Origin of the sequence: Paenibacillus sp. FSL M8-0228, from assembly GCF_038007385.1 — a bacterium.
GTDB classification, from domain to species: Bacteria; Bacillota; Bacilli; order Paenibacillales; family Paenibacillaceae; genus Paenibacillus; species Paenibacillus polymyxa_D.
On record NZ_JBBOXA010000001.1, the window covers coordinates 812,144 to 837,065 of the forward strand.

Annotated in this window: 28 protein-coding genes; 18 read left to right on the forward strand and 10 right to left on the reverse strand. The window is 45.1% G+C overall.

Annotation, left to right across the window (positions count from 1 at the left end; translation table 11 throughout):
- Window positions 1-14: 14 nt before the first annotated feature.
- From MKY98_RS03675 to MKY98_RS03690, 4 genes are all read left to right on the forward strand, one after another.
- Entirely contained in the window at window positions 15-1,226 is a 1,212-nt protein-coding gene (locus MKY98_RS03675; protein WP_069010958.1) for an MFS transporter, read from the forward strand.
- Window positions 1,227-1,253: 27 nt separating this feature from the next.
- Window positions 1,254-1,682 (forward strand): universal stress protein, encoded by a 429-nt coding sequence (locus tag MKY98_RS03680; protein ID WP_069010959.1) that lies wholly within the window; start codon window positions 1,254-1,256, stop codon window positions 1,680-1,682.
- A 42-nt stretch (window positions 1,683-1,724) separates the two neighbouring features.
- A complete protein-coding gene (locus MKY98_RS03685) occupies window positions 1,725-3,143 on the forward strand; it encodes an aldehyde dehydrogenase family protein (RefSeq protein ID WP_069010960.1) in 1,419 nt (472 codons plus the stop codon).
- Window positions 3,144-3,696: 553 nt separating this feature from the next.
- Window positions 3,697-4,152, forward strand: a complete 456-nt coding sequence (locus tag MKY98_RS03690; RefSeq protein ID WP_208332374.1) for a DinB family protein — start codon at window positions 3,697-3,699, stop codon at window positions 4,150-4,152.
- A 256-nt stretch (window positions 4,153-4,408) separates the two neighbouring features.
- On the opposite strand, the gene MKY98_RS03695 is transcribed toward MKY98_RS03690, so the two are convergent.
- From MKY98_RS03695 to MKY98_RS03710, 4 genes are all read right to left on the reverse strand, one after another.
- Window positions 4,409-5,203, reverse strand: a complete 795-nt coding sequence (locus tag MKY98_RS03695) for an SDR family oxidoreductase (RefSeq protein WP_069009978.1) — start codon at window positions 5,201-5,203, stop codon at window positions 4,409-4,411.
- 84 nt (window positions 5,204-5,287) lie between these two features.
- A complete protein-coding gene (locus MKY98_RS03700; protein WP_238437996.1) occupies window positions 5,288-5,614 on the reverse strand; it encodes a DUF1330 domain-containing protein in 327 nt (108 codons plus the stop codon).
- A gap of 116 nt (window positions 5,615-5,730) precedes the next feature.
- Entirely contained in the window at window positions 5,731-6,081 is a 351-nt protein-coding gene (locus MKY98_RS03705) for a nuclear transport factor 2 family protein (protein WP_069012151.1), read from the reverse strand.
- 88 nt (window positions 6,082-6,169) lie between these two features.
- The gene (locus MKY98_RS03710; RefSeq protein WP_069012150.1) at window positions 6,170-7,081 is read right to left on the reverse strand and encodes a helix-turn-helix transcriptional regulator; all 912 of its coding nucleotides are present in this window, start codon (window positions 7,079-7,081) and stop codon (window positions 6,170-6,172) included.
- Between the two features lie 177 nt (window positions 7,082-7,258).
- Between MKY98_RS03710 and MKY98_RS03715 the strand changes: the two genes are divergently transcribed.
- Together MKY98_RS03715 and MKY98_RS03720 are read left to right on the forward strand one after the other, a co-directional pair.
- Window positions 7,259-7,429, forward strand: a complete 171-nt coding sequence (locus MKY98_RS03715) for a hypothetical protein (protein ID WP_176715746.1) — start codon at window positions 7,259-7,261, stop codon at window positions 7,427-7,429.
- 14 nt (window positions 7,430-7,443) lie between these two features.
- Window positions 7,444-8,010, forward strand: coding sequence for an NAD(P)H-dependent oxidoreductase (locus MKY98_RS03720; RefSeq protein WP_069012149.1), 567 nt, complete (start codon window positions 7,444-7,446; stop codon window positions 8,008-8,010).
- 143 nt (window positions 8,011-8,153) lie between these two features.
- Here MKY98_RS03720 and MKY98_RS03725 read toward each other — a convergent pair whose 3' ends face one another.
- From MKY98_RS03725 to MKY98_RS03735, 3 genes are all read right to left on the reverse strand, one after another.
- The gene (locus tag MKY98_RS03725; RefSeq protein WP_176715745.1) at window positions 8,154-8,483 is read right to left on the reverse strand and encodes a hypothetical protein; all 330 of its coding nucleotides are present in this window, start codon (window positions 8,481-8,483) and stop codon (window positions 8,154-8,156) included.
- Between the two features lie 180 nt (window positions 8,484-8,663).
- A complete protein-coding gene (locus MKY98_RS03730; protein WP_069012147.1) occupies window positions 8,664-9,170 on the reverse strand; it encodes a hypothetical protein in 507 nt (168 codons plus the stop codon).
- Between the two features lie 384 nt (window positions 9,171-9,554).
- Window positions 9,555-10,019 (reverse strand): AbrB/MazE/SpoVT family DNA-binding domain-containing protein, encoded by a 465-nt coding sequence (locus MKY98_RS03735; protein WP_029515828.1) that lies wholly within the window; start codon window positions 10,017-10,019, stop codon window positions 9,555-9,557.
- 572 nt (window positions 10,020-10,591) lie between these two features.
- On the opposite strand from MKY98_RS03735, the gene MKY98_RS03740 reads away from it, so the two are divergent.
- Window positions 10,592-10,963, forward strand: coding sequence for a MerR family transcriptional regulator (locus MKY98_RS03740; protein WP_029515827.1), 372 nt, complete (start codon window positions 10,592-10,594; stop codon window positions 10,961-10,963).
- Between the two features lie 265 nt (window positions 10,964-11,228).
- Window positions 11,229-11,993 (forward strand): MerR family transcriptional regulator, encoded by a 765-nt coding sequence (locus MKY98_RS03745; protein WP_069012146.1) that lies wholly within the window; start codon window positions 11,229-11,231, stop codon window positions 11,991-11,993.
- A 96-nt stretch (window positions 11,994-12,089) separates the two neighbouring features.
- Here the strand turns inward: MKY98_RS03745 and MKY98_RS03750 are convergent, their stop codons facing one another.
- On the reverse strand, window positions 12,090-12,566 hold the full coding sequence (locus MKY98_RS03750; protein WP_069012145.1) for a hypothetical protein: 477 nt from the start codon (window positions 12,564-12,566) through the stop codon (window positions 12,090-12,092).
- A 90-nt stretch (window positions 12,567-12,656) separates the two neighbouring features.
- Window positions 12,657-13,136 carry a GAF domain-containing protein gene (locus MKY98_RS03755; protein WP_029515824.1) on the reverse strand — a complete coding sequence of 160 codons (480 nt, stop codon included), beginning with the start codon at window positions 13,134-13,136 and terminating at the stop codon, window positions 12,657-12,659.
- A gap of 272 nt (window positions 13,137-13,408) precedes the next feature.
- On the opposite strand from MKY98_RS03755, the gene MKY98_RS03760 reads away from it, so the two are divergent.
- The 8 genes from MKY98_RS03760 (at window position 13,409) to MKY98_RS03795 (ending at window position 23,140) form a co-directional block, all read left to right on the forward strand.
- Window positions 13,409-13,714, forward strand: a complete 306-nt coding sequence (locus MKY98_RS03760; protein ID WP_029515823.1) for a hypothetical protein — start codon at window positions 13,409-13,411, stop codon at window positions 13,712-13,714.
- Between the two features lie 222 nt (window positions 13,715-13,936).
- Complete coding sequence (locus tag MKY98_RS03765) at window positions 13,937-14,533, forward strand: GNAT family N-acetyltransferase (protein ID WP_069012144.1); 597 nt, start codon at window positions 13,937-13,939, stop codon at window positions 14,531-14,533.
- Window positions 14,517-15,275, forward strand: coding sequence for an energy-coupling factor transporter transmembrane component T family protein (locus MKY98_RS03770; RefSeq protein WP_069012143.1), 759 nt, complete (start codon window positions 14,517-14,519; stop codon window positions 15,273-15,275). The genes MKY98_RS03765 and MKY98_RS03770 overlap by 17 nt, the downstream gene beginning before the upstream one ends.
- A 156-nt stretch (window positions 15,276-15,431) precedes the next feature.
- Window positions 15,432-16,019, forward strand: a complete 588-nt coding sequence (locus MKY98_RS03775; protein ID WP_029515820.1) for an ECF transporter S component — start codon at window positions 15,432-15,434, stop codon at window positions 16,017-16,019.
- A 60-nt stretch (window positions 16,020-16,079) separates the two neighbouring features.
- A complete protein-coding gene (locus MKY98_RS03780) occupies window positions 16,080-17,639 on the forward strand; it encodes an ABC transporter ATP-binding protein (RefSeq protein ID WP_069012142.1) in 1,560 nt (519 codons plus the stop codon).
- Window positions 17,640-17,811: 172 nt separating this feature from the next.
- Window positions 17,812-19,326 (forward strand): MDR family MFS transporter, encoded by a 1,515-nt coding sequence (locus MKY98_RS03785; protein ID WP_069012141.1) that lies wholly within the window; start codon window positions 17,812-17,814, stop codon window positions 19,324-19,326.
- A 610-nt stretch (window positions 19,327-19,936) separates the two neighbouring features.
- Window positions 19,937-21,436 carry a glycoside hydrolase family 68 protein gene (locus MKY98_RS03790; RefSeq protein ID WP_069012140.1) on the forward strand — a complete coding sequence of 500 codons (1,500 nt, stop codon included), beginning with the start codon at window positions 19,937-19,939 and terminating at the stop codon, window positions 21,434-21,436.
- A gap of 111 nt (window positions 21,437-21,547) precedes the next feature.
- Window positions 21,548-23,140 carry a glycoside hydrolase family 32 protein gene (locus tag MKY98_RS03795; RefSeq protein WP_069012139.1) on the forward strand — a complete coding sequence of 531 codons (1,593 nt, stop codon included), beginning with the start codon at window positions 21,548-21,550 and terminating at the stop codon, window positions 23,138-23,140.
- A gap of 174 nt (window positions 23,141-23,314) precedes the next feature.
- Here MKY98_RS03795 and MKY98_RS03800 read toward each other — a convergent pair whose 3' ends face one another.
- Window positions 23,315-23,779 (reverse strand): MarR family winged helix-turn-helix transcriptional regulator, encoded by a 465-nt coding sequence (locus MKY98_RS03800; RefSeq protein ID WP_013369372.1) that lies wholly within the window; start codon window positions 23,777-23,779, stop codon window positions 23,315-23,317.
- Window positions 23,780-24,068: 289 nt separating this feature from the next.
- Between MKY98_RS03800 and MKY98_RS03805 the strand changes: the two genes are divergently transcribed.
- A complete protein-coding gene (locus tag MKY98_RS03805; RefSeq protein ID WP_029515814.1) occupies window positions 24,069-24,503 on the forward strand; it encodes a hypothetical protein in 435 nt (144 codons plus the stop codon).
- A gap of 219 nt (window positions 24,504-24,722) precedes the next feature.
- Entirely contained in the window at window positions 24,723-24,908 is a 186-nt protein-coding gene (locus tag MKY98_RS03810) for a hypothetical protein (RefSeq protein ID WP_029515813.1), read from the forward strand.
- Window positions 24,909-24,922: the final 14 nt, after the last annotated feature.

A 24,922-nucleotide genomic window follows, 5' to 3' on the forward strand; every position in this document is an offset into this window, starting at 1 on the left:
GGTAACATCATAATATGAGTTCACAACATGCATTACCTGAAGAGCTAAAAGAACGCTCAGGCTTGCTGTCTCAACCTAAAGCGGTATGGGCGGTCGCCTTTGCTTGTGTTATTTCATTTATGGGCCTGGGATTGGTCGATCCGATTCTTCCGGCCATTGCCGATCAGCTTCATGCTACGAAAAGCCAAGTGTCATTGCTGTTCACCAGCTATAACCTGGTAACAGGCGTTGCGATGCTGATTACGGGCGTCGTATCTAGTCGATTGGGTGTCAAATGGACGTTACTAACCGGGATTTTGTTTATTATTGTGTTTGCTGGACTTGGCGGCACGGCCAATACAGTTGGCGGAATTGTGGGCTACCGGGCAGGCTGGGGCTTGGGGAACGCTTTGTTTATCGCAACAGCGTTATCTGCGATTGTAGGTCTGTCTACTTCTGGAACAGCTAAAGCAATTATTTTGTATGAAGCGGCCTTGGGCCTCGGGATTTCAGTGGGTCCGCTGCTGGGCGGTGAGTTAGGCTCCATTTCCTGGCGTGGTCCGTTTTTCGGTGTAGCCGGACTAATGGTCGTGGGATTTTTGTTCATTACGTTTATGCTGCCTTCGATTCCAAAGCCCAAAAAACGCGGTTCCATTGCCGATCCGTTCAAAGCGCTTAGTTATCCAGCTTTACTCACGCTCGGTATTGTAGCGTTGTTATATAACTTTGGATTTTTTACGTTGATGGCGTATTCTCCATATGTAATGCATCTGGACGAGCATGGTTTGGGTTATGTATTTTTTGGCTGGGGAATTATGCTAGCCTTTACCTCGGTGTTTGTAGCACCAAAGATTCAAGCACGCTTGAGCGTGGTATCTTCCATTAGTATCATGCTGACGCTATTTGCCATTGATTTAGGTGTTATGGCGATTGGGACGGTAGCTGGCTCGCCAACGACTGTCATTGTCGCCGTCATTGTAGCTGGTATTTTTCTGGGGATTAACAATACATTGATTACAACTGCTGTTATGCAGGCTGCTCCAGTGGAGCGCTCGACAGCATCTGCGGCCTACAGCTTCATGCGTTTTTTGGGTGGGGCCATTTCGCCGTGGCTTGCAGGGAAGCTGTCAGAGTGGTACTCAGCAGAAACCCCGTTTTATTTTGGAGCATTGATGGTACTGATTGGTGTAGCTGTGCTGATCGTACGTCGTCGACATATGCAGGATATTCAGGTGGATGCACACTAATATCGAACTTCTGAGGAGGAAAAGAGTATGAACGAATACAAACATATTCTGGTCGCGATTGATGGTTCGGAACACGCGATGAAGGCGTTGGAGACAGCCAAAACGTTGTCTAAACAGCTTCAGGGGAATCCGCATCTGACTGTATTGCATGTAAACCCAGCTCTATCCATGAATGAGCCCCCGATTGGGGTGGATGTGGATGAACGGATCGAAGAGGAGGGGCGTCATATCTTAGAACCTGCATCCGACTATTTAAAGAACGCGGACATCCCTTGCCGTATGCTAGCGGGTCATGGTAATCCAGCGAGTATCATTTGTGAAATTGCAGATCAGGAAAAGGTGGATCTGATCATTATGGGAACACGGGGAAAAGGACTTGTTTCTGAAATGATACTGGGCAGCGTGAGCCATCATGTGATTCAGCATGCACCTTGTCCGGTGCTGACGGTAAAATAGATGGTAAAAGAGACGTTAATATAGAGAAAAGGAGGAAAAAGCATGCAGCAGCATTTATTTATTGGAGGAGAATGGAAGGTAGCTTCAACGTACACGACGTTGAAATCACCGTATTCCGGGGAAATCATTGCTGAGGTGGCAGAGGCCACGCCAGAAGATGTCAAGGCTGCTATTCAGGCGGCCTCTGATGCACGCTCGGAGATGCGAGCCATGCCAGCGCACCAGCGGTCAGCCATTTTGGAGAAACTGGCTGACCTGCTGGAAGAGCGGCGTGAGGATGCAGCGCGCCTCATTGCACGCGAAGCGTCAAAACCATGGAAAGCTGCGCTGGCGGAGGTTGATCGGACGGTGCAAACCTACAAGTTCGCAGCTGAAGAAGCCAAACGGATTCACGGGGAAACCATTCCGCTGGATGCCGCACCGGGCGGCGAGGGCCGTATGGCCTACACGCTCAAAGAACCTGTCGGAGTAGTAGGAGCTATTACACCATTTAACTTCCCGATGAATCTGGTCGCTCATAAAGTGGGTCCCGCGCTGGCAGCAGGCAATACAGTCGTATTAAAGCCTGCGGAGCAGACGCCGTTGTCGGCTTACCTAATCGCGGAGCTGTTGGAGCATGCTGGAATGCCTGCGGGCGCTCTTAACGTGATCAGCGGCGATGGTAAAACCATTGGCGACGTACTTGTCACTGATCCGCGCGTCAGCTATATCACTTTTACCGGTAGCCCGGCGGTCGGTACAGAAATTCGCTCCAAGGCTGGCTTGAAGCGGGTCACGCTGGAGCTGGGTTCCAACGCGGCCGTTATTATCGACCGTGATACGGATGTGGAAGCGGTCATCGACCGTTGTGTGAGTGGAGCCTTTGCCAATCAAGGGCAGGTGTGCATATCCGTTCAACGTATTTACGTTGTCGATGAACTGTATGATACCTTTGTATCCCGATTTATAGAAGCAACTCAACGTTTAAAAATGGGAGATCCGCTAGAGCCGGACACGGATGTATCCGCGCTTATTTCAGCCAAGGACGTCGAACGTGTCCGTGAATGGTTGGAAGAAGCGGTTCGAGCAGGTGCGAGAATCGCTCTGGGTGGCCAAGTCAAGGGAGGTATTTTGGAGCCGACGGTTTTGCTTAATGTGGACCCGACTTCCAAGGTATCCTGTCGTGAAGTGTTTGCCCCGCTCGTGCTGATTCATTCTGTTAGCTCTATAGATGAAGCCGTAAACCATGTGAATGATTCGATCTATGGCCTGCAGGCGGGAATTTACACACGTAATATCACGACCGCGCTGGATGCAGCAGACAAGCTTGAGGTTGGCGGCGTGGTGATCAATGACATTCCAAGCTTCCGTGTCGACCATATGCCGTATGGTGGTGTGAAGCAAAGTGGCACCGGACGCGAAGGCGTAAAGTATGCCATGGAAGAAATGCTGGAAACAAAGCTGATCGTTATTAAACGGTAGTAGTTATATAAAAGCCTATCTGATGGACATAGATAATACGTTTTGCGTATGTCTGTTCATTAGATAGGCTTTTTTGGCACCTTCTACGTGATTGTCAGATGAAAATAAAGTGTTTTCTTAGTGCTAGATTAAGATAAGGCTCTTTTAAATCACTACTGCTACCCGCGTATGTTCTTTAATTAATATTTAAAAATGGAATATAATGAAGGATGGTCGTAGCCCCAAAAAGACAATAACAAAATAGACCTAGCCAAATGATTTTTTAAAAAAGGCAGTGCCTGAGAAGGGTTATGAAATTAAAGTATCAAAGATCTTTCAAGGCTAAACGTAAAATGAGGATGGTGCAGCAACCAGAGTAGGCTTAATCTCCCATGAGTGCTTCCCAAAAGGGAGCGACAAGCCACTAACTTTTTGAAAATGCACGTTTCTCCTTGGAAGTTTACAGCAACAAGGAATTCACCCCAAAAAAGGTTGTTTTAGTTCATTCAAATGATTAAACTAACGGTTAACAGTAGGTTCAAGTAATCGATGAGATGAAGAGGGGGAAACCGAAATGAAGACGATCAAGTGCATGATGGACCACCTGTACTGGGCGGACGGACGCATCTTGGACGCGCTCGAGGAGAGTGAGACGAAGAACAAGGACCTTCTGAAGCTGGTTCGGCACGTCGCGGTCGCGGAACGAGTCTGGCTGTCCCGATTGCAGGGCAAGGGCAGCGCGCAATATTCGGTGTGGGAGGAAGCTGAAGACCTGTCGGCGATCCGGACGATGTTCGAAGAAAACGCCGAACAATATCGTGTCTATATCGAAGGGCTCGAGGAATCCGAGTTGGATGAGATGATCGACTATGCGAACCAGAGCGGGGTTCCGTTCCGAACGTCCGTCCGGGACATCCTGTTGCAGGTCCTCTTACATGGGCAATATCACCGGGGACAGATCAACCGGGCACTTCGGATCGAATCGGCAGAGCCTGTCCAAGTCGATTACATCACGTTCGCGAGGCTCTGAAAAGTTCCGCAATGAGAAGGAATGGAAACGCAGTAAAACCGAAATATCCTACTGCACAAGAAATGGCAAAGGTAACTCAGGATGAACTTAGGCAAACTCTAATTGCGATTGGAGCAAAATCGGCTGCTACAAAGCCTCCACGGTTTTAGCAGAGCTGTTTAGGATCAAAGAGAGCCCACACCCTTATAAATTGGAAAATTAATTTGCTTCCAAATACGGTTATGGGCTTATTGATAAAGCGTATTTAGCTTGAGTTTTAGACCGTTGGTACTGTTCCGCCGTCAATATTATATTCACTTCCTGTAATAGAAGCGGCCCGGTCAGATACCAGAAAAGCAACAAGCTCAGCGACTTCTTCTGGTAGTCCTGGACGACCAATTGGAATTCCTCCCAACGAGTCCATCAGTTGCTTTAATGCACTTTCTCGGTCACCTGTCGTCTCAGCAATCCGATCAATCAAACTTTGTGCTGCCTTCGTTTCGATAAAGCCTGGCGCAACTGTATTAATACGAATGCCTTGAGGCGAAAACTGCTTGGCTAACCCTTTGCTGTAAGTAGTTAAAGCTGCTTTGGCTGCAGCATAAGCCAATGTTGCATCATATAGCGGCAAGCGACGTTGAATGGATGAAATATGAATAATAACACCGGCTTCCTTTTCAACCATAGCCGGCAGCAGTCCACGGTCTAAACGGACAGCAGCAAACAGATTGGCGTTAAAAGTTTGCTGCCAATGCTCGTCTGTCAAGATAAGGGCTCCCCCGGATGGGGCTGACGAGCCTCCAACATTGTTGACAAGAATATCTACACCGCCTAGGCGCTCAAGAACGCTGGTTACCACTTTATCTACACCTGCAGGCGTACTAATATCGGCTGGAATAAATAGATCCGGATTTTCTAAATTAACTGGAGTAGTTCGAGCCGTAGTAATTACAGTAGCACCTGCAGCCGTAAGTCTCTTAGCAATAGCCTCTCCCATTCCTTTGGTACCGCCTGTGACCAAGGCCTTTTTACCTTTAAACTCACTTACAATGTTTTCTAATTGAAAACTCATGCGAATAATTCCTCCTGATTTTCACAATGTGGTTGAGAACTACCTCTAGGTATCTTCACTCCGAGTTCACTTGTTTTGCGAACCTTACACACTATCGACAATGATACCTCGGTACCGCCCTCCGCGCAGTCGATGCTTTAGGGCTTTTTGATAGGCTGGACTAAAGTACCAAGCTTGTGCTTCCTCAAAAGTGGGGAATTCCAGGATGGCCAACCCTTCAATATCGGGTCCTTCGAGGACCAGGTATGCGCCATACATTGCTAGGGGTTTGACGGAATGTCCCGCCAAACCTGCCGGTGCCAACTGAGAATAGAGTTGGAGTTCAGTTTGATCGGTACTCTGTTCACGTATAAAAACAACATAAGCGGACATATACGGTTTTCCCTTTCTTGTTTTTTCAGGATTTTGCAAAATTCGATTCCAGTCGCTCCGAAGTGCAAGATATAGACGAACTAAACCATCTCGATCTATATCTTGTTCATTGGAAGTCGCTTATGGGATTTTTACAAAATCCTCTTTTAATTACTTTATGGGAGTGTAATAATCAGTTCTTTAATTTTATTGTTGTTTACTAGAAATTGATGTTTAAGTAGGAGTGGGTCGGGAAGATTCGATTTATCAAAGTCTCCGTCTACTTTCGCAGTTACGACGACGGTATTATTTGTGTCATCCATATCCATGATCTCGAAGGTGACATTCGGCTCCAATATTTCTGCTTCACACCATGATTTTATGGCTTCCATACCTTTGATTTCGCGATGATTATCCAAGATCAACGCATCTTTATCGAAAGCGGAAGTAAATGTTTCAAGCCGGGATTTGTTGGCTGATGTAAAGTAAGTTTCTACTGCTGGTGGCATGGGTCTATGTGGATTCATTGATTCTTCAACCTCCTATGGTGAGTATGTTGTGAGCGATAACTTCAAACTCATCATAGCAGTGATAATATGACTACATGGTGTCATATTATAGAGGATCATTTAAATTTCTTTTCATCGTTTCTAAATGAGACAATATTCTTGTACGTACTTGTTCGGGGCTAACCTTTATAAGGAGGGGACCAAAGGACAGCAGATAACTGTCCAGCCAATTGCCTACGGGAAATTGTGCCGTGACGGTATAAGAGCCGTCTTCCTTCTGAGTAATTGTTTTCTCGGCAAATTCATCGTATACGCGGTAAGCACCTTGAGCAGAAATGTGAAGAGTTACTTCAATGGTATCAAGCAAATTGTTCATTTTTGTATCTGTAGATGCTACGACCGTTCTTGGCTCATAACTAATTTCGGAAACTGTAATCTCTTTCATTCGGCTAATCTTAAATACACGATGACTTTCGGTATTTAAACAGTAACCTTCCACATACCAGGATTTATCTTTAAACAATAGCTTGGCAGGTTCGACGCTACGATAACTCTGTTCCCCGGCGACGTTATAATAGCGGAACTTTATAACATGGTTTATAATTATTGCGTTGCGAATGAGTGTAAATAGCTGTCTTTGACTGTTTTGGCTTCCCCATGGCGAAAAATCTACCTCGATCCAGTTACCCATGTCTTTTTTAAAAAGCCTACTCAATTTGTTCAGCACTTCTTCTACCTGTGGGATGGTAGCGGTGGCCACACTCTGAAGGGCCATTAAGATATCATCTTGTTCCTGCTCGGACAGTAAAGAGGTGTTAAAGACATAACCCTCCATCAATGATATTCCGCCACCCTTGCCTCTACTGCTGTAGATGGGAATCCCAGCTGCGCTTAAGACATCTATGTCCCGATAAATGGTTCGTGTGGAAACCTCAAAATGTTCTGCCAATTCATCAGCAGTCACTTTTTTCTTATGGAGTAACATATAAATAATTTCAAAATGTCTGCTTAGTGGCATACGCTTCACCTCTCTAGGAGCATACACCTAATAACATGGCATTATAAAGTCATATTAAGTGATTGTTTGACACCACACCCTAATGGACATCAACTGGGGGACCAATCTTTTATATAAAGTTGAACAAAAAGCACTTGCAAAGTAAAAAGGAATAAACTATACTGAGGCCAATCATTAGTGATTGATCAATCACTAACTAAATTAACAAGCAATGGAGGTGCTATTCATGAGCAGGATACCGCTCAAGGTTACTCAAACGTATCTTTATTGGAACTATGGATTGAGCATATTCAGTTAGTTGAAGGTGTACAAAATTTAGTAATTGATCAATCACTTACTTTGAAGTAAATGGAGGAAAACCAATGAAACATCTTATTATTTACGCACATCCATCTGAGGGAAGTTTTAATCATGCGATTTTGAACACAGCAGTCGAGGGGCTAAAGCAAAAAGGACATGATGTGGTTGTTCGTGATCTATATGCAATCAATTTTCAACCTGTGGTTAGCAGTAGCGAGGTCATTGGAGACATTGGAGAAGATGTTGTACGGGAGCAGGAGTATTTGCAATGGGCAGAGGTAATCACCTTTATTTATCCTATTTGGTGGACGGGGATGCCAGCTATTATGAAGGGATATATTGACCGCGTATTCTCCTACGGATTTGCTTATAAATATGTAAATGGAGTGCAGATGGGACTGCTCAAGGGAAAGAAGGCTATTATTCTCAATACGCAGGGAAAATCACGTGCGGAATATGCCAGCATTGGTATGGATCAAGCACTTCGCTTGACGTCCGACAAAGGCATATTTGAATATTGTGGACTTGATGTCATGTATCATCTATTTTTTGAGTCGGTACCCCAATCTGATGAAGATACGCGTAAAGAGTGGCTTAACCAGATTGCAGACATGGCTAGCAGATCCTAATATTTATGTTCAGAGCCAGTGGCTAACCCAAAAGGCAACGCGTGCATTTGCAGGCGACGCCTTTTGGTTGGTCCAACATTGAATGTGTTCCAATCGACAACTCGCTTATGACAAGTGGCAATTGCTACAATAAGGGTTGAATATTAGTTTTTCCGATTTTTCCGATTGGCGCTACGAGATCCACTGGAAGGCCACTGTGATCCACTACCTTGACCATGTTGAGGCCACCACTGTGGTCCGCCGCTCTGACCGCCGCCTTGACCATGAGGATGCCAATGCGATCCACCGCCTTGGCTCCCACCCTGACCACCGCTTTGTCCTGGAACAGAAGGCATGCTTGGATAAGGGCCTTGAGCCTGACTGATTTGAGTAACATCAATATAAGACTGTGTGCCATTAGGATATAGCACTAACATAGATTTGTTAGCGGGATCTACGCTTTTTACAAAAGCAACGATCTGTTGACCGTTCACAGTAAATATTCCCCATAAATTAACAAAATTGCTCACTTCAGTAGTGGTCGCGAAATGTGGTTGTTACGGCCCCATCGAACGATGAGAAGAATGTTTTGACAAGGCATCATATGTGCAAACGTACTCGTTGGAATGGGCAATGTTGCTACAAATCGAGATAATGCATCTTAGAGAATTTAGTTAATCAATTGAAACAATTTGCCATGCGCCATCTTTATCTTTTTCAAAGTAGAAGGTATATCGTATATCGGGTGAATATCCTTCTTCATTATTCAGCCGTTCCCCTACAACGGGTATCAATGTCCGATTATTTTCTTTTATAGCTCCAGCAATACCAGTAAACTTCACCGGATGATCGAAGAGGTAATCGTGACCTGTTCCAACGTCTGGACCGAGCGCAGCATGGAATTGTTCCAAATCTTTTGACACGAAGGCAGCTATTACTGCTTTGAGTTTTGTTATCATGGCATCTTCAATTAGAGGATCTTTAACATCATTCCATTTGATCTCGTCTAAGCTTTGCAGGGCGGCTGGTTGATCTGTTCCTTCTTTGACTACCGTTTCTGAGGTTGTTGGTACTGTTTCATTGGTAGATGTATCTGTTGTTTCCTGCTTTCCACAACCAGCAAACACACTTACACTTACGGAAAGTATAAGAATAGAAAAAATTTGAGCAGGTTTGTTCATATTAGGTTCACACATCCTTTCTCTATCTATAAAACGAATACTATTTTTTTATGAGGAGAAGATGTAATGAAATGACGAAAAACTGACGAAAAGAAAAAGTATAGGATGTTTTACTACAGAAAAATGAATAAATAAATGAAATGACCTTCTCTAATTAAAGAAGGCCATTTTTTAATTCAGGAACCAATATTAAATGTAGCACTGCCTTTTGCTATAGGCGTTCTCGCTTGTAAGTCATTCAGTGGGTCTTTATACCTGGTTTGGAATTTTCGCATGAACGTTTTTGCATTTTGTCGGTTAGCTATGCTGCTGCGTATCACGGTTCAAAAGTGCTGTACATGATGAAATCACTGGTGTATATCTATGTAGGGTATCAAGCTGTAGTTATAGCATTTTTTTGAGCTGGGATATACGGGCTTGGGAAACCTCAAGTATTTTGGCATATTCGTGCTGTGCTGCATTGGGGTGTTTTTGCATTAATTCTTTTAGACTTTCGATCATCTGTTGTGTCGATCGCCGCAGACGTTTGGACTCTTTATTAGATCGTTGTGAGTTGGATAAAGCTGATTTGGCTGGTCTTAGGACTGGGCTGAAATTTACCCCCTTCTTTAAACTCTCAATACATTCCCCGCAAATAAAGCTGTCTCTAAAATAAGTTAATTGTTCTGTTGAACCACACATTTTACACGTCACCCCAGTATATTTTCGAAAGGCGAGAATACCGGTTTCCTCATCTGCAAAAATCTCAACAGGATCACCCACATTATAATCCATGGAAATTCGCATTTCTTTGGGAATAACGATACGGCCTAACGCATCTAGGGGACGTGTCATACCTGTACTTTTCAAATGATAACCTCCTTTTTTATATCCTTATAATACTAAATAGTTATGATAAAAAAGAATAGGCTTAGAGAAGCAATCGCATATATTTAGTAAACTGTTGAAAAGTATACAAGTAATTACTAATATATGTTTATTTATTGAGGGGTGTGTGAGGATAATTATAAAGAATTACCGATATATATTCATAAATCATATTCTAGTTGGCAATAAAATTTTTAGTAATACGGGATAAGGAGCAAGCTGTGGAGGCAATCGATTCCCATGCTGTATGAGGTGGCGTTTGGTGTGTAGAATTGGATGCAATATAAGGCGGTGCGGGTATGAACTCGATTAGCACGTGAAGGTCTTCAGACCGACCAGATTGTGGACGATATTATCAGCCATGTTGACGATTTTGGTTATGAGGCACAAGTGCCCACGTTCTATTTTCTGTCCGGACTGACGGGCAATAAGAAGGTTGCCTCGCTGCTGTAAGGTAGTAGGAATCTTAATTTTGCACTCTTTACTATGAAAACTTATACTTATCGTTAAAGCTGACTTGAAGAGAAAATTTAAGAATGAGGAGGGGAATAACCATGTACTCCATTAAAGAAGTTCAAATCAAGAGCGGATTACCCGCATCTACCCTTCGTTATTATGAAAAAGAAGGTATATTACCTGATGTCGGTCGGGATGAAGGGGGAAGAAGGGTATATACCGAAAAACAAATCGATTGGATCAGGTTCCTTATGGCCATGAAAGATACAGGGATGACCATTGAAGAAATTAAGGCATACCTTGAGCTAAATGTAAAAGGAGAAGCCACAATCCAAGAGAGAAGAGATTTCCTTGTAGCCCACAAAAAGAAGGTGGAAGAACATGTGGCACAAACGCAGCACAATTTGGAGAAAATTATTCAAAAGATAGCTTTTTATGATCGTGTGGTTATGGGAAAAAGCCTCTCTTAGGTATCGTTTGATCTGTAAATAGTGGTTAAGTCAAATCGAATATATGGAGCCCCCAGCATATTTGAAAATGCTCGTTGGTGGGCTTTTTTTTGCATAGTTATCTAAAGATGCCGATTGTAGGTCGCAAGTATGAAAAATGGTTGGTAAATGAGCGGTTCACAATGCGCTTATAGGGTAAAAGTGTAGTACCAAGGTGGGCAAGTGGGGGCGTTAACTCTCACGCCACGTGAGACTGTAGACTGTCAAGTAAGGGAGGTGAAGCGGAATGGCTTATACGGTGAAGGAAGTATCTAATCTGTCGGGAATCAGCGTACGAACCTTGCATTATTATGATGAAATAGGATTGCTGAAACCGCATCATATTGGAAATAATGGATATCGCTATTACGAACAGGAACAACTGTTGAGGCTTCAGCAAATCATGGTATATAGGGAACTGGATTTGCCTTTATCTGAAATTGGAAATATGCTGGAGCAAACCAAGGAACAAAAGGCCGAGGTTTTGCAAGAGCATCGAGCCAAGGTCGAGGCCAAAGTCTTCCGCTTGCATACTCTCCTACAAACCATCGACGAAACGGTGGCTTATTTGAAAGGGGAACAAGCAATGAAACCAGAGCAAATGTACCAAGGGTTTAACCCGGAAAAGCAGGAAATGTATGAACATGATTTGACAGACCGTTATGGTCAAGAGGCTCAGAAAACAATTCAGGAGAGCAAGACGGCGACGGAGAACTGGAGCAAAGAGGATTATTTGGATTCGCAGGCAGAGGCTGACCAGATTCATCGACGGCTGGCTGAAGCCATGAATAAAGGATTGAAGCATAACAGTGAAGAAGTACAGGCGCTGATCCGCCGTCATCTTCAATGGGTAAGCCGATTTTATACTCCTACCGCAGAAATTTATAGCGGGCTGGGAGACTTGTATGTCGAGCATGAGGATTTCAATAAAATGTATGAAGGCTATCGCCCCGGGCTGGCTGAGTATTTGCGAGACGGAATGAAGGTGCTGGCCGAACGGGAATTAAACTAGCAACAGCTGATGAAAGGGCTTAAATGATATGAAAAAGACGTGAACAACAAGCCGATTTGACGGCCTGCTGTTCACCCTTTTTTTGTGTAAAACAGCTTACATGCTGCTTGGTACTGTTCTCATGCCTTGCTGACTGCTGTTTCCGAACTGCTGCATGTTACCACTGCCTGCAAAATGCTGTCCAGTCGTTCCCATATGCTGCGGAAAGCTGTGATTCATGTGGCTTCCTGCACTAAAGGTGGATGGTTGCATACTACGGGAAGCATAGTTATCGCCAAATCCAGGCTGAGTCATTTGGCTGCTCGAGCGGATAGTGTTTTCCAGCTGACTACACAGTTGAATAACTTGTTGGTATTGTTGCATAGCTTTTTGGTGGTCCTGGATTGCGGTTTGGATCATTTGAGCTGCATTACGTTCACGTTGCATCAGGTTTTCAAGGCTGGATGCATTTTGTTGCTCTTGTTGCAGCAACTGCTGATACATGGCGGTTCCTTGTTGTGTTTGTTGTGCCAATTGCTGAATAATTTGTTCACATTGATGAAGTTGTTGTTGTGGAGCCATGTTGTTGAACATTGATCATCAATCTCCTTCGCCGGATAGTTTTGGGTTTCAGACCCTCCTATATTGTGGCGAAGGAAGACGATATATATGCGTTATTTTTGGTTATAGGCTGGCTAACAGAATAGCCGTAAATTCCTCTAGGAATACACGATCTTCGTGATCAAAACGACCTTTAAGTGGGCTGTCAATGTCCAGCACTCCTATCAGCTCCCCATTCTTGACAAGGGGAATAACGATTTCACTATTGGAAGCAGCGTCACAGGCAATATGTCCTGGAAACGCATGTACATCATCTATAACAAGCGTTCGTTGTTCTGCTGCTGCGGTACCGCATACGCCACGTCCCAACGGAATCCGTATACATGCAGGTAAGCCCTGGAAAGGACCAAGTACAAGCTCAGTGCCATCATAAAGATAGAAACCGCTCCAGTTAATATTTGGAAGGAAGTGACCGAGTAATGCTGAAGCATTTGCCAGATTAGCAATGGTATTGGATTCATCATGAATCAGTGCCCGGAGTTGCCCGAGAACGGATTCGAATTGTTCATGACGTGTGCCTTCGTAAGGTATAGTTTGAAACATGTAGAGTTCACGCTCCTAACATTAAATTTTCACATGAAGTGCTGTATAAATTGCCGAAAATAGGTAATTATGCAATTCGCTTTTACCATTGGTTAATTAATTTAAGATATAACGATTGTGTATATTCAGTCAAGTGGAAAACTATACGTTTTAGCGAGGCAAACAATATCGAAAGTAATTCAGCAAGGGTTGCCCTCATCTGTTTCCAGCTTATCCTCTATGGGTAAAAACAGTGTAACATGGTTGGCCTAGGCCAGAGAGGAGTTACAATTATGCATGCAGATGTTCAGAACTTGTTTATCCGTATACAGATGCTTTCTTATGCACATCAGAACGATCTCACGATAAGAGATATTCAACCTGTGTTGGAAGAGCGCGGTTACCGTGTAGGAGAACGTGAGGTCAAGCAGGAGCTTGAAAACCTGACGCAGGAAAACTTTCTGACACCGCATGATGATATGTACAGCATTACCGGTGCAGGGATCGATGAATTACAGGAAATTCAGTCGATGCTGGACGTACTGTACAAGGATGTTGTGAAGAAAGCGACACGCACCACTACCCGTGTCTCTTCTTAAAAGGCTTAGATGCTCAATACTTTTGATTCGGAAGACAAGCTCTCAAACGGTTTAATCTCTTATAAAATAGAAGATGCCCTTCTAATTCCTAATCCTAGGAACAGAAGGGCATCTTCTATATATAAGCTTCTCAGCTTTAAATAAGGTTGTGTTTGTTGAAGGTGTGTGCTTAAATGTAGCGTATATTTATTGTCATTTTAAATGCTGGAAGGATGATTGAACATGTGTGCATATGCATGTAAGGGGCATATACCACCGCAGGAAAGTTCGCGTCTTCGGCTGCGAAGGATGGAAAGCGGGGATGCGGCTACGATGTTCGCTTGCTGGTCTGACCCGGAGGTTCACCGTTATATGAACCTTTCTGGTATGTCAGGGCGTGAGGACGCAGAGGATATGATTGAGCTGTTGAATGAGCTGGCGAAGACGGAGGATGCGCTGCGCTGGGGAATAGAGCTGAAGGAGAACGGGAAGTTGATTGGAAGCTGTGGTTTTAATTATTGGCAGACAGAGGGAGCTTATAAAGCTGAGATTGGTTATGAGATAGCCAAGCCTTATTGGCGACAGGGTTACATGACCGAGGCGCTACGCTTGGTGCTGTCATTCGGGTATAACACGATTCGGTTGAATCGGATCGAAGCGCTGGTGGACCCGCGCAATACAGGCTCGCAAGCTCTGCTGTCCTCGATGGGCTGGACACAGGAAGGACTGTTGCGGCAGGTACAGCATACATCTACAGGCTTTAAGGATATGCTGATGTATTCTTTACTGCATGAAGAATGGCTCAGACTGGAGGCACAACGAAATGCTGTTTCAGTATAACGGCGGTTCATCACCACTGCACAGACTAGGGCCGTTAAGTAAGCTAATATGGGTGGGATGCTTTAGCCTCCTGTCGATGGTTTGGGATTCGACGCTGCGGGAAGCAGTTCTCTTGGCTGTACTGATTGCTGTGGCTGGCTTGGGCGCACGTTTGACCTTAGCACGCCAGCTTCGGGCTATGTCATTCCTGATTGGGTTAGGCATCCCATATTTTATACTGTCTATCCTAGCGATTCGAGAAGGACATCCCGTGGCTTCATGGGGACCCATTGTCATTACAGCAGAGGGACTGGACATCGCAGGGGCGTTAACGTTGCGGATTTTTGTGTTGTTTTTGGCGTCTTATATCTATCTCTCGACGACCGATCCCCGAGATTTTGTGCAGGCATTGAATCTGCGCTTGCGTGTTCCTTATCGGTTTGCGTTCGGTATTTCAGTGGCACTGACGTTTCTCCCCTTATTGGAAGAAGAAGGGCGAACCATTATGGCAGCACGGCGTGTTCGTGGACAGGAACCACCACGAGGGTGGAGCCATCGGTTATCATGGTGGAGCGGGTATGCGGCTGCCGTGTTGGTGAATGCTGTAAGACGGGTTCAGCAGACGGCGCTGGCTATGGAGGGCAAAGGTTTCGGTGCTTATGCGGAACGGACTTATCTTCGTACACTGAAGAATGGGCGTTTAGGCAACTTATGTGCTGTGACTGCTGTAGTAGCTACGGCTGTTTTAGGGTGGAGCATATAAAGTGAAGCCTCTTATTTTTAGTCTTATTGTCAACCTATGAAATATAATTAGGTTGACAATAAGACTGCAGATGAATACATTTATACAGTAGCAGCTTGTATAAGGATCAGAGCTGCAATCTTATAGATTAGATAGGGAGAGGAGTCAAGAATACATATGAAGGAATCTCGTATGTTTGCAAAGTTTACAACGCTGGATATCGTACTCATGGCGATGCTGGCCACGTTGAACGGCGTCATGACCGTGTATTTGTCGCTCATTAACAAAACATTAAACAGTCTGGGAGGGCCTATCGCAACTTCCACTATTGTCGGTCTGTACATGATATACGGTTTGTTGGCCTATTATATTATTCGTAAGCCGGGTACGGCGGTTATTGCTTATGCTTTTGGTGCGGTAGTGCAGTCTTTTATGGGCTCTGCCTATGGAATTGCTTCTATTATTGCGGCGGCTGTCTGCTATATGATTGCGGCTGAGTTGGTATTTGCCTTGTTGCGGTATCGGCGCTGGAACGCAGTTTCGCTGATGCTAGTGGGTGGGGCTATGGTTCCGCTGTGGTTTATTGTGGCAGCCAATATGTTTGGCTATATGCATTGGGGGTGGAAGGTGCTGACGATTGCACTGGTCGTTCGTATCCTGAGCGGCATTGTCCTGTGTGGTCTGCTGACGAAAGTGCTGGGCGATGCCTTAAATCGTACGGGACTGTTAAAACGGTTTGAACTAGGACGCGCTTCACGTGCATAGCCGTGGGTGGCTATGCATGTGGTTATATCTTCAACAATGGGGATCGAGGATATTTCAGTTATGAATGAACATAGCGATTATAATTCGAACAGTAAAATAGCCGTATCCTTGAAGAATTTTGGCTATCGGTATGATGATCAGGTGGAGCCAGCGTTACATGGCCTGACACTGGACATTGCGGTGGGCGAGCATGTAGCCATTGTCGGAGCCAGCGGAAGTGGAAAGTCTACGCTATGCCAGCTGCTTCATGGCGGGTTATCCCGTTCTGGCGAGGGCGAACGAACGGGTGAGTTGACCGTGTACGGGATGGACCCCGATACCGCTGATTTGGCTACTGTCGCCACCACTGTCGGCGTCGTGCTTCAGGACCCGGATGCCCAGCTGGTGCAGGGAATCGTCGAAGACGAGATTGCTTTTGGGCCGGAGAACCTGCGCGTGCCTCCGGCAGAAATAGCGCAGCGCATTGCCGCTGCGCTGGAGGCCGTCGGCCTAGCTCCCGAGCGCGACTCCTTCGTGCGGCGCCTCTCGGGAGGCCAGCGCCAACGCACCGCGATTGCTGCGGTACTGGCGTTGGAAGCGCCGCTGGTCGTGTTCGACGACGCAGCTGCGCAGTTAGACCCGCCGGCTGTCTGCGACTTCGTCCTGTTATGTCGGCGGCTCCATGCCGAAGGCCGGACGGTAGTTACCGCGTCCGGCCGCATAGACGATGGCGCGCGGGCAGCGCAGCGCATCATCGTCCTGAAGGGCGGGACCGTGCAGCTGCAGGGTCCGCCCGAAACGCTGCTGCGCGAACATGGTGCGCAGCTGGCCGCCTTGGGGCTGCTCCCCTCTTCCGCAGAGAGGGGAGACGTGCCGCGTGAGCCGGGCGCGAAGCCCGGGTCAGCGGCGGACCGCGCTGGACAGCCGTTGCTGGAGGTGAAGGGATTGCCCTTCACCTACCCCCGCAGCCAGCGCCCGGCGCTCAAGGGCGTGAGTCTTGCCCTTGCGCCTGGCGAACGAGCCGTGCTGTTGGGCGAGAACGGCTCAGGTAAAACCACGCTCGGCAAGCTGCTCATGGGCCTACTCCCCGCACCGAAGGGGTGCATGTGGTGGGAGGGGCAGGATATGGCGAAGCTGCCCATTCACCAGCTGGCTACCGAAATCGGCTATGTGTTCCAGCAGCCAGAGCATCAGTTTGCAGCTGCAACGGTGTGGGAAGAGTGCTTGTACAGCGTTCGCGCCAAGCTTGGTTTACGGACCCGGGAGCCAGTTCCCGCCGCATATGTGGAACGGGCGCATCACTTGCTGGCTGCCGCCAGGCTGGAGCACAGACTGGATGCCTCCCCGTATCTGCTAAGTGGAGGCGAAAAAAGGCTCTTGAGCGTTGCAGCACAGTTTATCTTGCCCAAAAAGCTCTACATTCTGGATGAGCCTACCGCAGGAACGGATTACGAAGGGGCGAATATTCTGCTCCGTATGTGCACAGAGCAGTCTACCGAAGGCGCGGCATTCCTGATCATCACCCACGATATACAGGTAGCTGAACGCTTTGCCAGCCATGTTCTTCGTATGGAAGAGGGGTATCTCTATAAAACGGAAAATAGCTGGAATGATCATACGATTACAGTTGACAAAAATTAAGGATATGTAGACAATAATATATATACATCGTACAAAACAGGCGGCCTATATAGGCCGCCTGTTTACGATTATACAGTGCGGGTAATCATCCATCTGAGAGGGAAAACTGCACAGATACAACACAGTTTTTATAAGGAAAGGATTTGTGATTTGCTTGGGAGACGATAAACCTATGAAGCGCGGACTCGTGCTGACAGGTGTTCTATTGGCCACTTTTTTGGCCGCAATTGAAGGAACGGTTATCGGTCCAGCGGGACCGACGATTGTTAGTGAACTGGGCAGCGTGAATTTGCTCAGCTGGATTTTTACGGCATATTTACTGACGATGGCTGTGACCACACCTATTTTCGGAAAGCTTAGCGATTTGTTTGGCCGAAAACCCATTTTTTTAATCGGCTGTTCGTTGTTTGTACTTGGCTCTTTACTTTGTATGATAGCTGGTACTATGGAGCAGCTTATTATCTACCGGGCCATTCAGGGGATTGGTGCGGGTGGTGTCATTCCTGTTACCTTTACCATCATCGGTGATATATACAAAATGGAGGAACGTGGCAAAGTCCAAGGCATGATCAGCTCAGTATGGGGAATTTCTTCCCTGATCGGGCCACTCTTGGGCGGTTATGTGGTCACCTATTTTGGTTGGGAGTGGATTTTCGGCTTTAACGTTCCTTTTGGATTGCTGGCTATGTACTTCATCGCCCGTTACTTGCGTGAACAGGTAAGCAAGCGTACCGCACGTATCGACGTACCCGGAGCGGTTACCTTTACCATCGGGATGACGGCTCTCTTGCTCGTATTGGCACTGGGCGGACAGTATATCGGTTGGGCTTCTCCTGAATTGCTGGCCTTGGCTGCCGTAGCCATTTTGTTCCTGATTCTGTTTTTGGTTATAGAAAAACGCGCTCAGGAACCGATGGTGCCACTAAAGTTATTTCGGATACGGGATATCGCTTTTTCCTGTGCCGCAGCCCTGTTAGTCAGCACCCTGCTGATCGGATTGACTAGCTATCTTCCACTATGGATTCAAGGTGTATACGGTGGGGATGCCGCTTCATCTGGTCTCGCATTGGCTCCAATGTCCATAGGCTGGCTATTTGGCTCTATGATCGGAGGACGCATTTTGCTGACGCTGGGCTCGCGTCGAACCTCATTGATTGGACTGACCCTGATTGTATTGGGAGCCTTCGTCATGACCTTGATGGGCCAAACGGCTCCTATCTGGCTGCTCTTCCTGTCTACATTGTTGTATGGACTGGGATTCGGTTTCTCGATAACTGTGTTTACGATTATTGCCCAGTCCTCGGTCGGGTTCCAGTTGCGTGGCGCGTCTACAGCTTTGAATACATTCCTGCGCACGTTGGGGCAAACGATCGGGGTTGCTGCCTTCGGTTCATGGCTGAATTATCGCATTGCTGCCCAGACAGCAGAAGGACAGCTTACACAGCAAGGGGTTACGCAGGAGGATATTAACGGTCTGCTTGCACCTCATGCTTCACAGAGTCTAAGTGACAAGGTTGCCGGATTGCTTCGTTCTGTACTGGAAAACAGTCTGCATTCCCTGTTCGTTATCATGGTCGTTATTGCAGTGATTAGCTGGTTTGTCGTGCTCGGACTGCGGAACCGTCCGCCGGGTACGGAAGAAGAGGCAGATCAGCGCGTAAAGACACCACAAAGAGAACACGCATAAAAAATAATATAAATCTTTCATTATAAAAGAGATAGCCCGGACCTTTGAATAAAAGTCCGGGCTATCTCTTTATTCAAAGGTCTCTCCTCCTAATGATTCAACAAAAAAACACCTCGCATAGGACCAATAAATTTCCCAGCATACAAAAAGGAAATAAAAATCCCCTTGAGACTGCGATATATTCATATGGTATAGGTAACAAAATAGTAAAAAAGTCTTAAGAAATTGTAACAAAAAATTTGTTTCTGGATGGAGCTGTAGGGTACTAAGGAACTATTTTTTTGAACCCGCTTACAAATTGGGCTTTGTATGATTTATTTTAGAATGATTTTGCATGTGAATGAAGCAACCAAGCTAGCAATATGAAACACGGAAAAAAATCAAGCAGCAAATTTTTCTGAATGTAATAAGAATGAAAAAAAAGGGATTTTCAGAAAATTACTAGGAAAATATGAGGATGAAATTCATAGAGTAACCTGTTTTCTTATCTCACATAATAGGGCTTTTCAGTCTATATCAATCGTTTGACATACCATATAAAATGGCCCTATCAACCAAAAAGTTGGTTTTCAAATCTAGAAGCATAATTAGATTAAGGGAGATGGAGTACTTGAAGTTTAACAAATGGTTCAGTAAAGCAGCCACTGCAACAGTAGCAACTACCTTGCTGTTAGGAGGCGGCGTTCAGGCTTTTGCCGAGGAAAATGATGCATCTGATCTCAAAACAGACAATGCATTTACGCAAATTACGCGTAATGACATGCTGAATATTTTCAAACAGCAAGGCAAAGAGAAATATGAGGTTCCGTCCTTCGATGCGTCTACAATTAAGAATATTCCTTCTGCTATTGGTCGCGACAGCTCAGGCAAGCTGACTGATTTTGATGTCTGGGACTCTTGGCCGTTACAAAATGCCGATGGCACAGTAGCCAATTACAAAGGGTATAATATCGTTTTTGGATTGGCAGGCGATCCTAAAAGAGCAGAGGATACATTTATATATCTGTTCTATCAAAAAGCGGGTAATACCTCGCTGAGCGGCTGGAAAAATGCCGGAAGAGTATTTAAAGACAATGATAAATTACTTGCCAACGATCCGATTCTAAAAAATCAGTCAGAAGAATGGTCCGGTTCTGCTACGTTAACCTCTGATGGACAAGTACGTTTATTTTATACCAGCAGACAGCCCTTTGAGCCAAATAACCAACTATACGGCAAACAAACCTTGAGCACGGCTCAAATTAATGTCTCTCAGCCTGATGACAAGACACTGAAAGTAGATGGAGTCGAGGATTTGAAATCGATCTATGACGGTGGAGATGGGAAAACCTATCAAAATGTACAGCAAAGCGTCGGAATAGATATGGACAACCATACGTTTAGAGACCCTCACTATGTCGAGGATCAAGGCCACAAATATATTATATTTGAAGCCAACACAGGAACAGAAACCGGCTACCAAGGCGAAGATTCGCTTCAAAACCCAGCTTATTATGGCGGCAATAAGAAATTCTTCACGGAAGAGCAACAAAATTTGTTGCAAAGTCCCAAGAAAAAGGGAGCTGAGCTGGCTAACGGCGCACTGGGCATCGTTGAATTGAATGATGATTATACGTTGAAAAATGTAATGCCTCCTTTGATTGCTTCCAATTTGGTAACAGATGAAATTGAACGGGCAAATGTGTTCAAAATGAACGGTTTGTGGTATTTATTTACGAGTACGAGAGGTTCCAAGGTGACTGTAGATGCGATCGGTGACGATGATATTTACATGCTGGGTTATGTTTCTACTTCCTTGACAGGGCCTTATAAACCCTTGAATGGAACCGGTCTCGTTCTTCATCAGGATCTGGATCGTGATGATATTACCTGGACGTATGCCCATTTTGCTATCCCGCAAGGCAAAGGCAATAACGTAGTCGTTTCGAGTTATATGACCAATCGCGGGCTTTTCCCGGATCACAAATCTACTTTCGCACCAAGCTTCCTGCTGAATATTAAAGGCTCGAAAACCTCTGTTGTGAAAAACGGTATTTTGGAGCAAGGGCAAATCACGATTGATCCAACGAATGACAAAAAAGAATCTCCAAATGAGTATGGAAAGAAATAAGTAGGTATATGTAATGCAGTATGTCCGAAGGCGGTAGATTGGTAGCAACCCGATCTGTCGTCCATCGGGCGGTACATAACGATGCAATGAGAGGTAAGGAGGATCGTCATAATGAAAAAAAAAACTCCCAAGAGCATTTGGATACGATCCGTTGTAATCATCACAGGCTTAACTATATTCATAGCTATGGGTTGGAGTATGTACCAACAGGATACAGCCGAACCCCCAAAATCTGCTGCAACTCCAAAAAGTCAAGCTAAACAAAGTAAGCATACAACACCGACCTATCGGTCAGCCTATCATTTTACCGTTCCGGATAAGTGGAAGAATGACCCCCAACGGCCCATTTATTTCGATGGAAAATATCATTATTACTATTTATACAATCGTGACTATCCCAAAAAGAACGGTACAGAATGGCGACATGCTACATCAACCGACCTGGTTCATTGGAAAGATGAAGGGGTGGCGATTCCCAAATATACGAACCGGAATGGAGATCCTTGGTCCGGTTCGGTCGTGATCGATGATAAGAATACCGCAGGTTTTGGAAAAGGGACGCTGGTAGCCATTGTGACACAGCCCTCCGCAGATGGCGGAAAGCAGGAACAATTTTTGTGGTACAGTAAGGATAACGGCAAGACGTTTACTTCTTACCGCAACAAGCCTGTGATGTCCAATCCCGGTACAAAGGACTTCAGAGATCCCAAAATCATCCGAGATACTGGGCGTAATCAATGGATGATGGTCATGGCAGAGGGAACGAAGATTGGCTTTTATAAGTCTAAAAATTTAAAGGATTGGCAGTTTACGAGTGGCTTTCAAACGGAAAATATCGGGCTTGTGGAATGTCCTGACCTTTACCAGATGCGTGCAGATGATGGAACCTATCAATGGGTTTTGGGCGCGAGCGCCAATAGCAAACCAACAGGCGGACCCAACACGTATGCCTACTGGACGGGAGATTTTAATGGAGAAGCATTTCTCCCTGATCACAGTGAACCTGAGTGGCTGGATTATGGGTTTGACTGGTATGGTGCAGTTACGTTCGAGGAAGGAAAAGACAAAGATAAATACAGTCACCGTTATGCTCTGGCCTGGATGAATAATTGGGATTATGCCAATAACACGCCTACCCTAAAGGAAGGCTTTAATGGAATGGATTCGATTGTTCGTCAAATTCGGTTGAAGCATACAGCAGATGCTGGGTATCGCTTGGTTTCACAGCCAGTAAAAACTTTGGATCGATTCCAAACTTCTACGAAATCATTTGGACAGATCAAAGTAGACGGTGTTTACTCGCTTCCGGTAGCAGGCGATACCTATCAGTTAGAGGCAGATGTATCTTGGTCAACGATCAAAAATGCGGGACTGAGGCTTCGAGAGTCAGCAGATGGCAAGCGCCATGTGGATGTCGGTGTTTCGGTGGATGGGCAATACTCCTACGTAAATAGAGCCAATACCGGACATCCGGATCAGAGTGGGAAATATGTAGAGAGCAAGGCGCCTTTTGATGCTAATAAGAAAAAGGTCCACCTAAACATTCTCGTCGATAAAACCAGCATTGAAGTGTTTGTAGATGATGGAGAAGTAGCTTATTCCTCCTTAATATTTCCACGATTAGAGGATCAGAAAATTACTCTTTTTTCCGATGGCGGTCCGGCTATGTTTAACAATGTAGTGGTCAAACATTTTAGTCGATAGCAGATACTTATGCTGCTCGTAAGCTTGGGCATATTTCGCTCTATTCAGGTATATAAAAAGTCCACCCATGAATATAAGGGTGGACTTTTCTAGTATAAATCTAATCTACGTTTAGCACAGCTAAAGATTGTTCATTTCTTCACAAATGTTTGTTTGCTAAAATTACTATACATTCTATTTGTGATAAGGTGACAGGTTATCAGCGCTACGACCCAATTTTTTAAGCAAGCCGATGAGTTGATCTCTTTCTGTTTCACTGATTCCGCTAAAGGCACGTTCAATCTGACGTGTATAATCAGGATAAATTTCGTCCATGACACGTTGTCCCTCGTCCGTCAATTCTGCATATATAATCCGACGATCTTGGTCGCACGGGTGACGGTGCAAATAACCGCGACTTTCCAGCTTGTCAATAACATAAGTGACATTTCCGCTTTGCAGAAGCAGCTTTGCTCCAATTTGTTGGATTGGCTGCGCGCCCTTGTGATATAAAACTTCCATCACGGCAAAGGCCGTTGGGTTGAAGCCCACCGTTTTGATGCCAGCAACCGCATGTTCGTTTACACTTTTGAATGACTTGGCAAACACGCTATACAAATGCATGGATTGCTGTGTCACCAATGTTCGGTAATCTATCATCTTCATTCCGCCTTTATGTATGGATTTGGGCATCCTTTGACCGCTCGGCTCGGATGACCGGGCAACCATACCCTTGTTACTAGCATAAAGGGATTTACATAGCGAAAACATGCGATTTGTCACAGTAGCTGCTTTTTTAACTATTTAATTTCAAAGCATTAAAGTAAATTTTTGAAAAATAAAGGATTTGAATGTAAAAATACTGTTCTGGTTGGTTATATTAAAAAAGAACATACCTAACCTAATGAACAAATTAACAAAATAAGCTAATTTAGAGGAGATGAAACACATGGATACGGGTTCTTTCCGTTTTCAATTTCGTGATCCGCAGCAAGCTGCTCAAGCCTGTGAAACATTAAAGGAAATTGGATACTCTGCCAGCACGAACGGTGACACAGGTCTCAATGTACATATTGAGAACCAAGATGTACTGTCTGCATTGGAAATTTGCCAAGCCTATGAAGGAAGCATGATTGAGGTAGGGACTCTTTTCTCTAAACCGGATGAATATCCCGGTTTGCAAGGAAATATAGGTGTACATAATCCAGGTTATAGCCCGGAAGACTGGATTATCCCAGCACATACGATCAACGAAGACTGGAGCGAAGCTTATAAAAATGGCTCCTCTCAAACGTACACTAATACGACGGAGGAGCACAACGTCAGCTCTGATCCTCAACCCGAGGACGATGTGGATGGATTTTCTGGAAGCATCCATACCTAATTTTATCCTAAAAATCATGATTAGAAATTTGAGTCTTCACTGTCCAGCACATTTTAAGGAAAAGTTCCTATAAGACCATGGATTATTGTGGCTTTGAAGGAGCTTTTTTTTGTGTGAGAAAAACTCAGTTAGAGCTTTTGCCAGAACTGAAACTCTGCAGGATTTGCATAAATAGCAGCGATAGCAGGGAATAACAATTTCAGAAAGGAGGTCTTGACCATGCAAAAATTAGGAGTTCACGAAAAATTGGAATTACATGAGCTGCTTACATTTAAAACAACTTGTCTCACAAAAGCCCAAACCATGATTCCTTTAGTGTCAGACACAAACTTAAAAAACATTTTGCAGCAGGATGTCAACGGTGGTACACAAGATATTCAACAGCTTAGAAATCTACTTGTGTAATTTTAAAGGAGGAT

Excerpts from the sequence above, each read along its gene's own strand:
- MKY98_RS03720 (WP_069012149.1), top strand. The coding sequence starts at position 7,444 with ATGAAACATCTTATTATTTACGCACATCCATCTGAGGGAAGTTTTAAT.
- MKY98_RS03775 (WP_029515820.1), top strand. The coding sequence starts at position 15,432 with ATGAAGGAATCTCGTATGTTTGCAAAGTTTACAACGCTGGATATCGTA.
- MKY98_RS03800 (WP_013369372.1), bottom strand. The coding sequence starts at position 23,779 with ATGATAGATTACCGAACATTGGTGACACAGCAATCCATGCATTTGTAT.
- MKY98_RS03765 (WP_069012144.1), top strand. The coding sequence starts at position 13,937 with ATGTGTGCATATGCATGTAAGGGGCATATACCACCGCAGGAAAGTTCG.
- MKY98_RS03695 (WP_069009978.1), bottom strand. The coding sequence starts at position 5,203 with ATGAGTTTTCAATTAGAAAACATTGTAAGTGAGTTTAAAGGTAAAAAG.
- MKY98_RS03780 (WP_069012142.1), top strand. The coding sequence starts at position 16,080 with ATGAATGAACATAGCGATTATAATTCGAACAGTAAAATAGCCGTATCC.
- MKY98_RS03795 (WP_069012139.1), top strand. The coding sequence starts at position 21,548 with ATGAAAAAAAAAACTCCCAAGAGCATTTGGATACGATCCGTTGTAATC.
- MKY98_RS03675 (WP_069010958.1), top strand. The coding sequence starts at position 15 with ATGAGTTCACAACATGCATTACCTGAAGAGCTAAAAGAACGCTCAGGC.
- MKY98_RS03785 (WP_069012141.1), top strand. The coding sequence starts at position 17,812 with ATGAAGCGCGGACTCGTGCTGACAGGTGTTCTATTGGCCACTTTTTTG.
- MKY98_RS03810 (WP_029515813.1), top strand. The coding sequence starts at position 24,723 with ATGCAAAAATTAGGAGTTCACGAAAAATTGGAATTACATGAGCTGCTT.
- MKY98_RS03770 (WP_069012143.1), top strand. The coding sequence starts at position 14,517 with ATGCTGTTTCAGTATAACGGCGGTTCATCACCACTGCACAGACTAGGG.
- MKY98_RS03750 (WP_069012145.1), bottom strand. The coding sequence starts at position 12,566 with ATGTTCAACAACATGGCTCCACAACAACAACTTCATCAATGTGAACAA.
- MKY98_RS03685 (WP_069010960.1), top strand. The coding sequence starts at position 1,725 with ATGCAGCAGCATTTATTTATTGGAGGAGAATGGAAGGTAGCTTCAACG.
- MKY98_RS03740 (WP_029515827.1), top strand. The coding sequence starts at position 10,592 with ATGTACTCCATTAAAGAAGTTCAAATCAAGAGCGGATTACCCGCATCT.
- MKY98_RS03760 (WP_029515823.1), top strand. The coding sequence starts at position 13,409 with ATGCATGCAGATGTTCAGAACTTGTTTATCCGTATACAGATGCTTTCT.
- MKY98_RS03710 (WP_069012150.1), bottom strand. The coding sequence starts at position 7,081 with ATGCCACTAAGCAGACATTTTGAAATTATTTATATGTTACTCCATAAG.
- MKY98_RS03730 (WP_069012147.1), bottom strand. The coding sequence starts at position 9,170 with ATGAACAAACCTGCTCAAATTTTTTCTATTCTTATACTTTCCGTAAGT.
- MKY98_RS03680 (WP_069010959.1), top strand. The coding sequence starts at position 1,254 with ATGAACGAATACAAACATATTCTGGTCGCGATTGATGGTTCGGAACAC.
- MKY98_RS03805 (WP_029515814.1), top strand. The coding sequence starts at position 24,069 with ATGGATACGGGTTCTTTCCGTTTTCAATTTCGTGATCCGCAGCAAGCT.
- MKY98_RS03705 (WP_069012151.1), bottom strand. The coding sequence starts at position 6,081 with ATGAATCCACATAGACCCATGCCACCAGCAGTAGAAACTTACTTTACA.
- MKY98_RS03690 (WP_208332374.1), top strand. The coding sequence starts at position 3,697 with ATGAAGACGATCAAGTGCATGATGGACCACCTGTACTGGGCGGACGGA.
- MKY98_RS03755 (WP_029515824.1), bottom strand. The coding sequence starts at position 13,136 with ATGTTTCAAACTATACCTTACGAAGGCACACGTCATGAACAATTCGAA.
- MKY98_RS03745 (WP_069012146.1), top strand. The coding sequence starts at position 11,229 with ATGGCTTATACGGTGAAGGAAGTATCTAATCTGTCGGGAATCAGCGTA.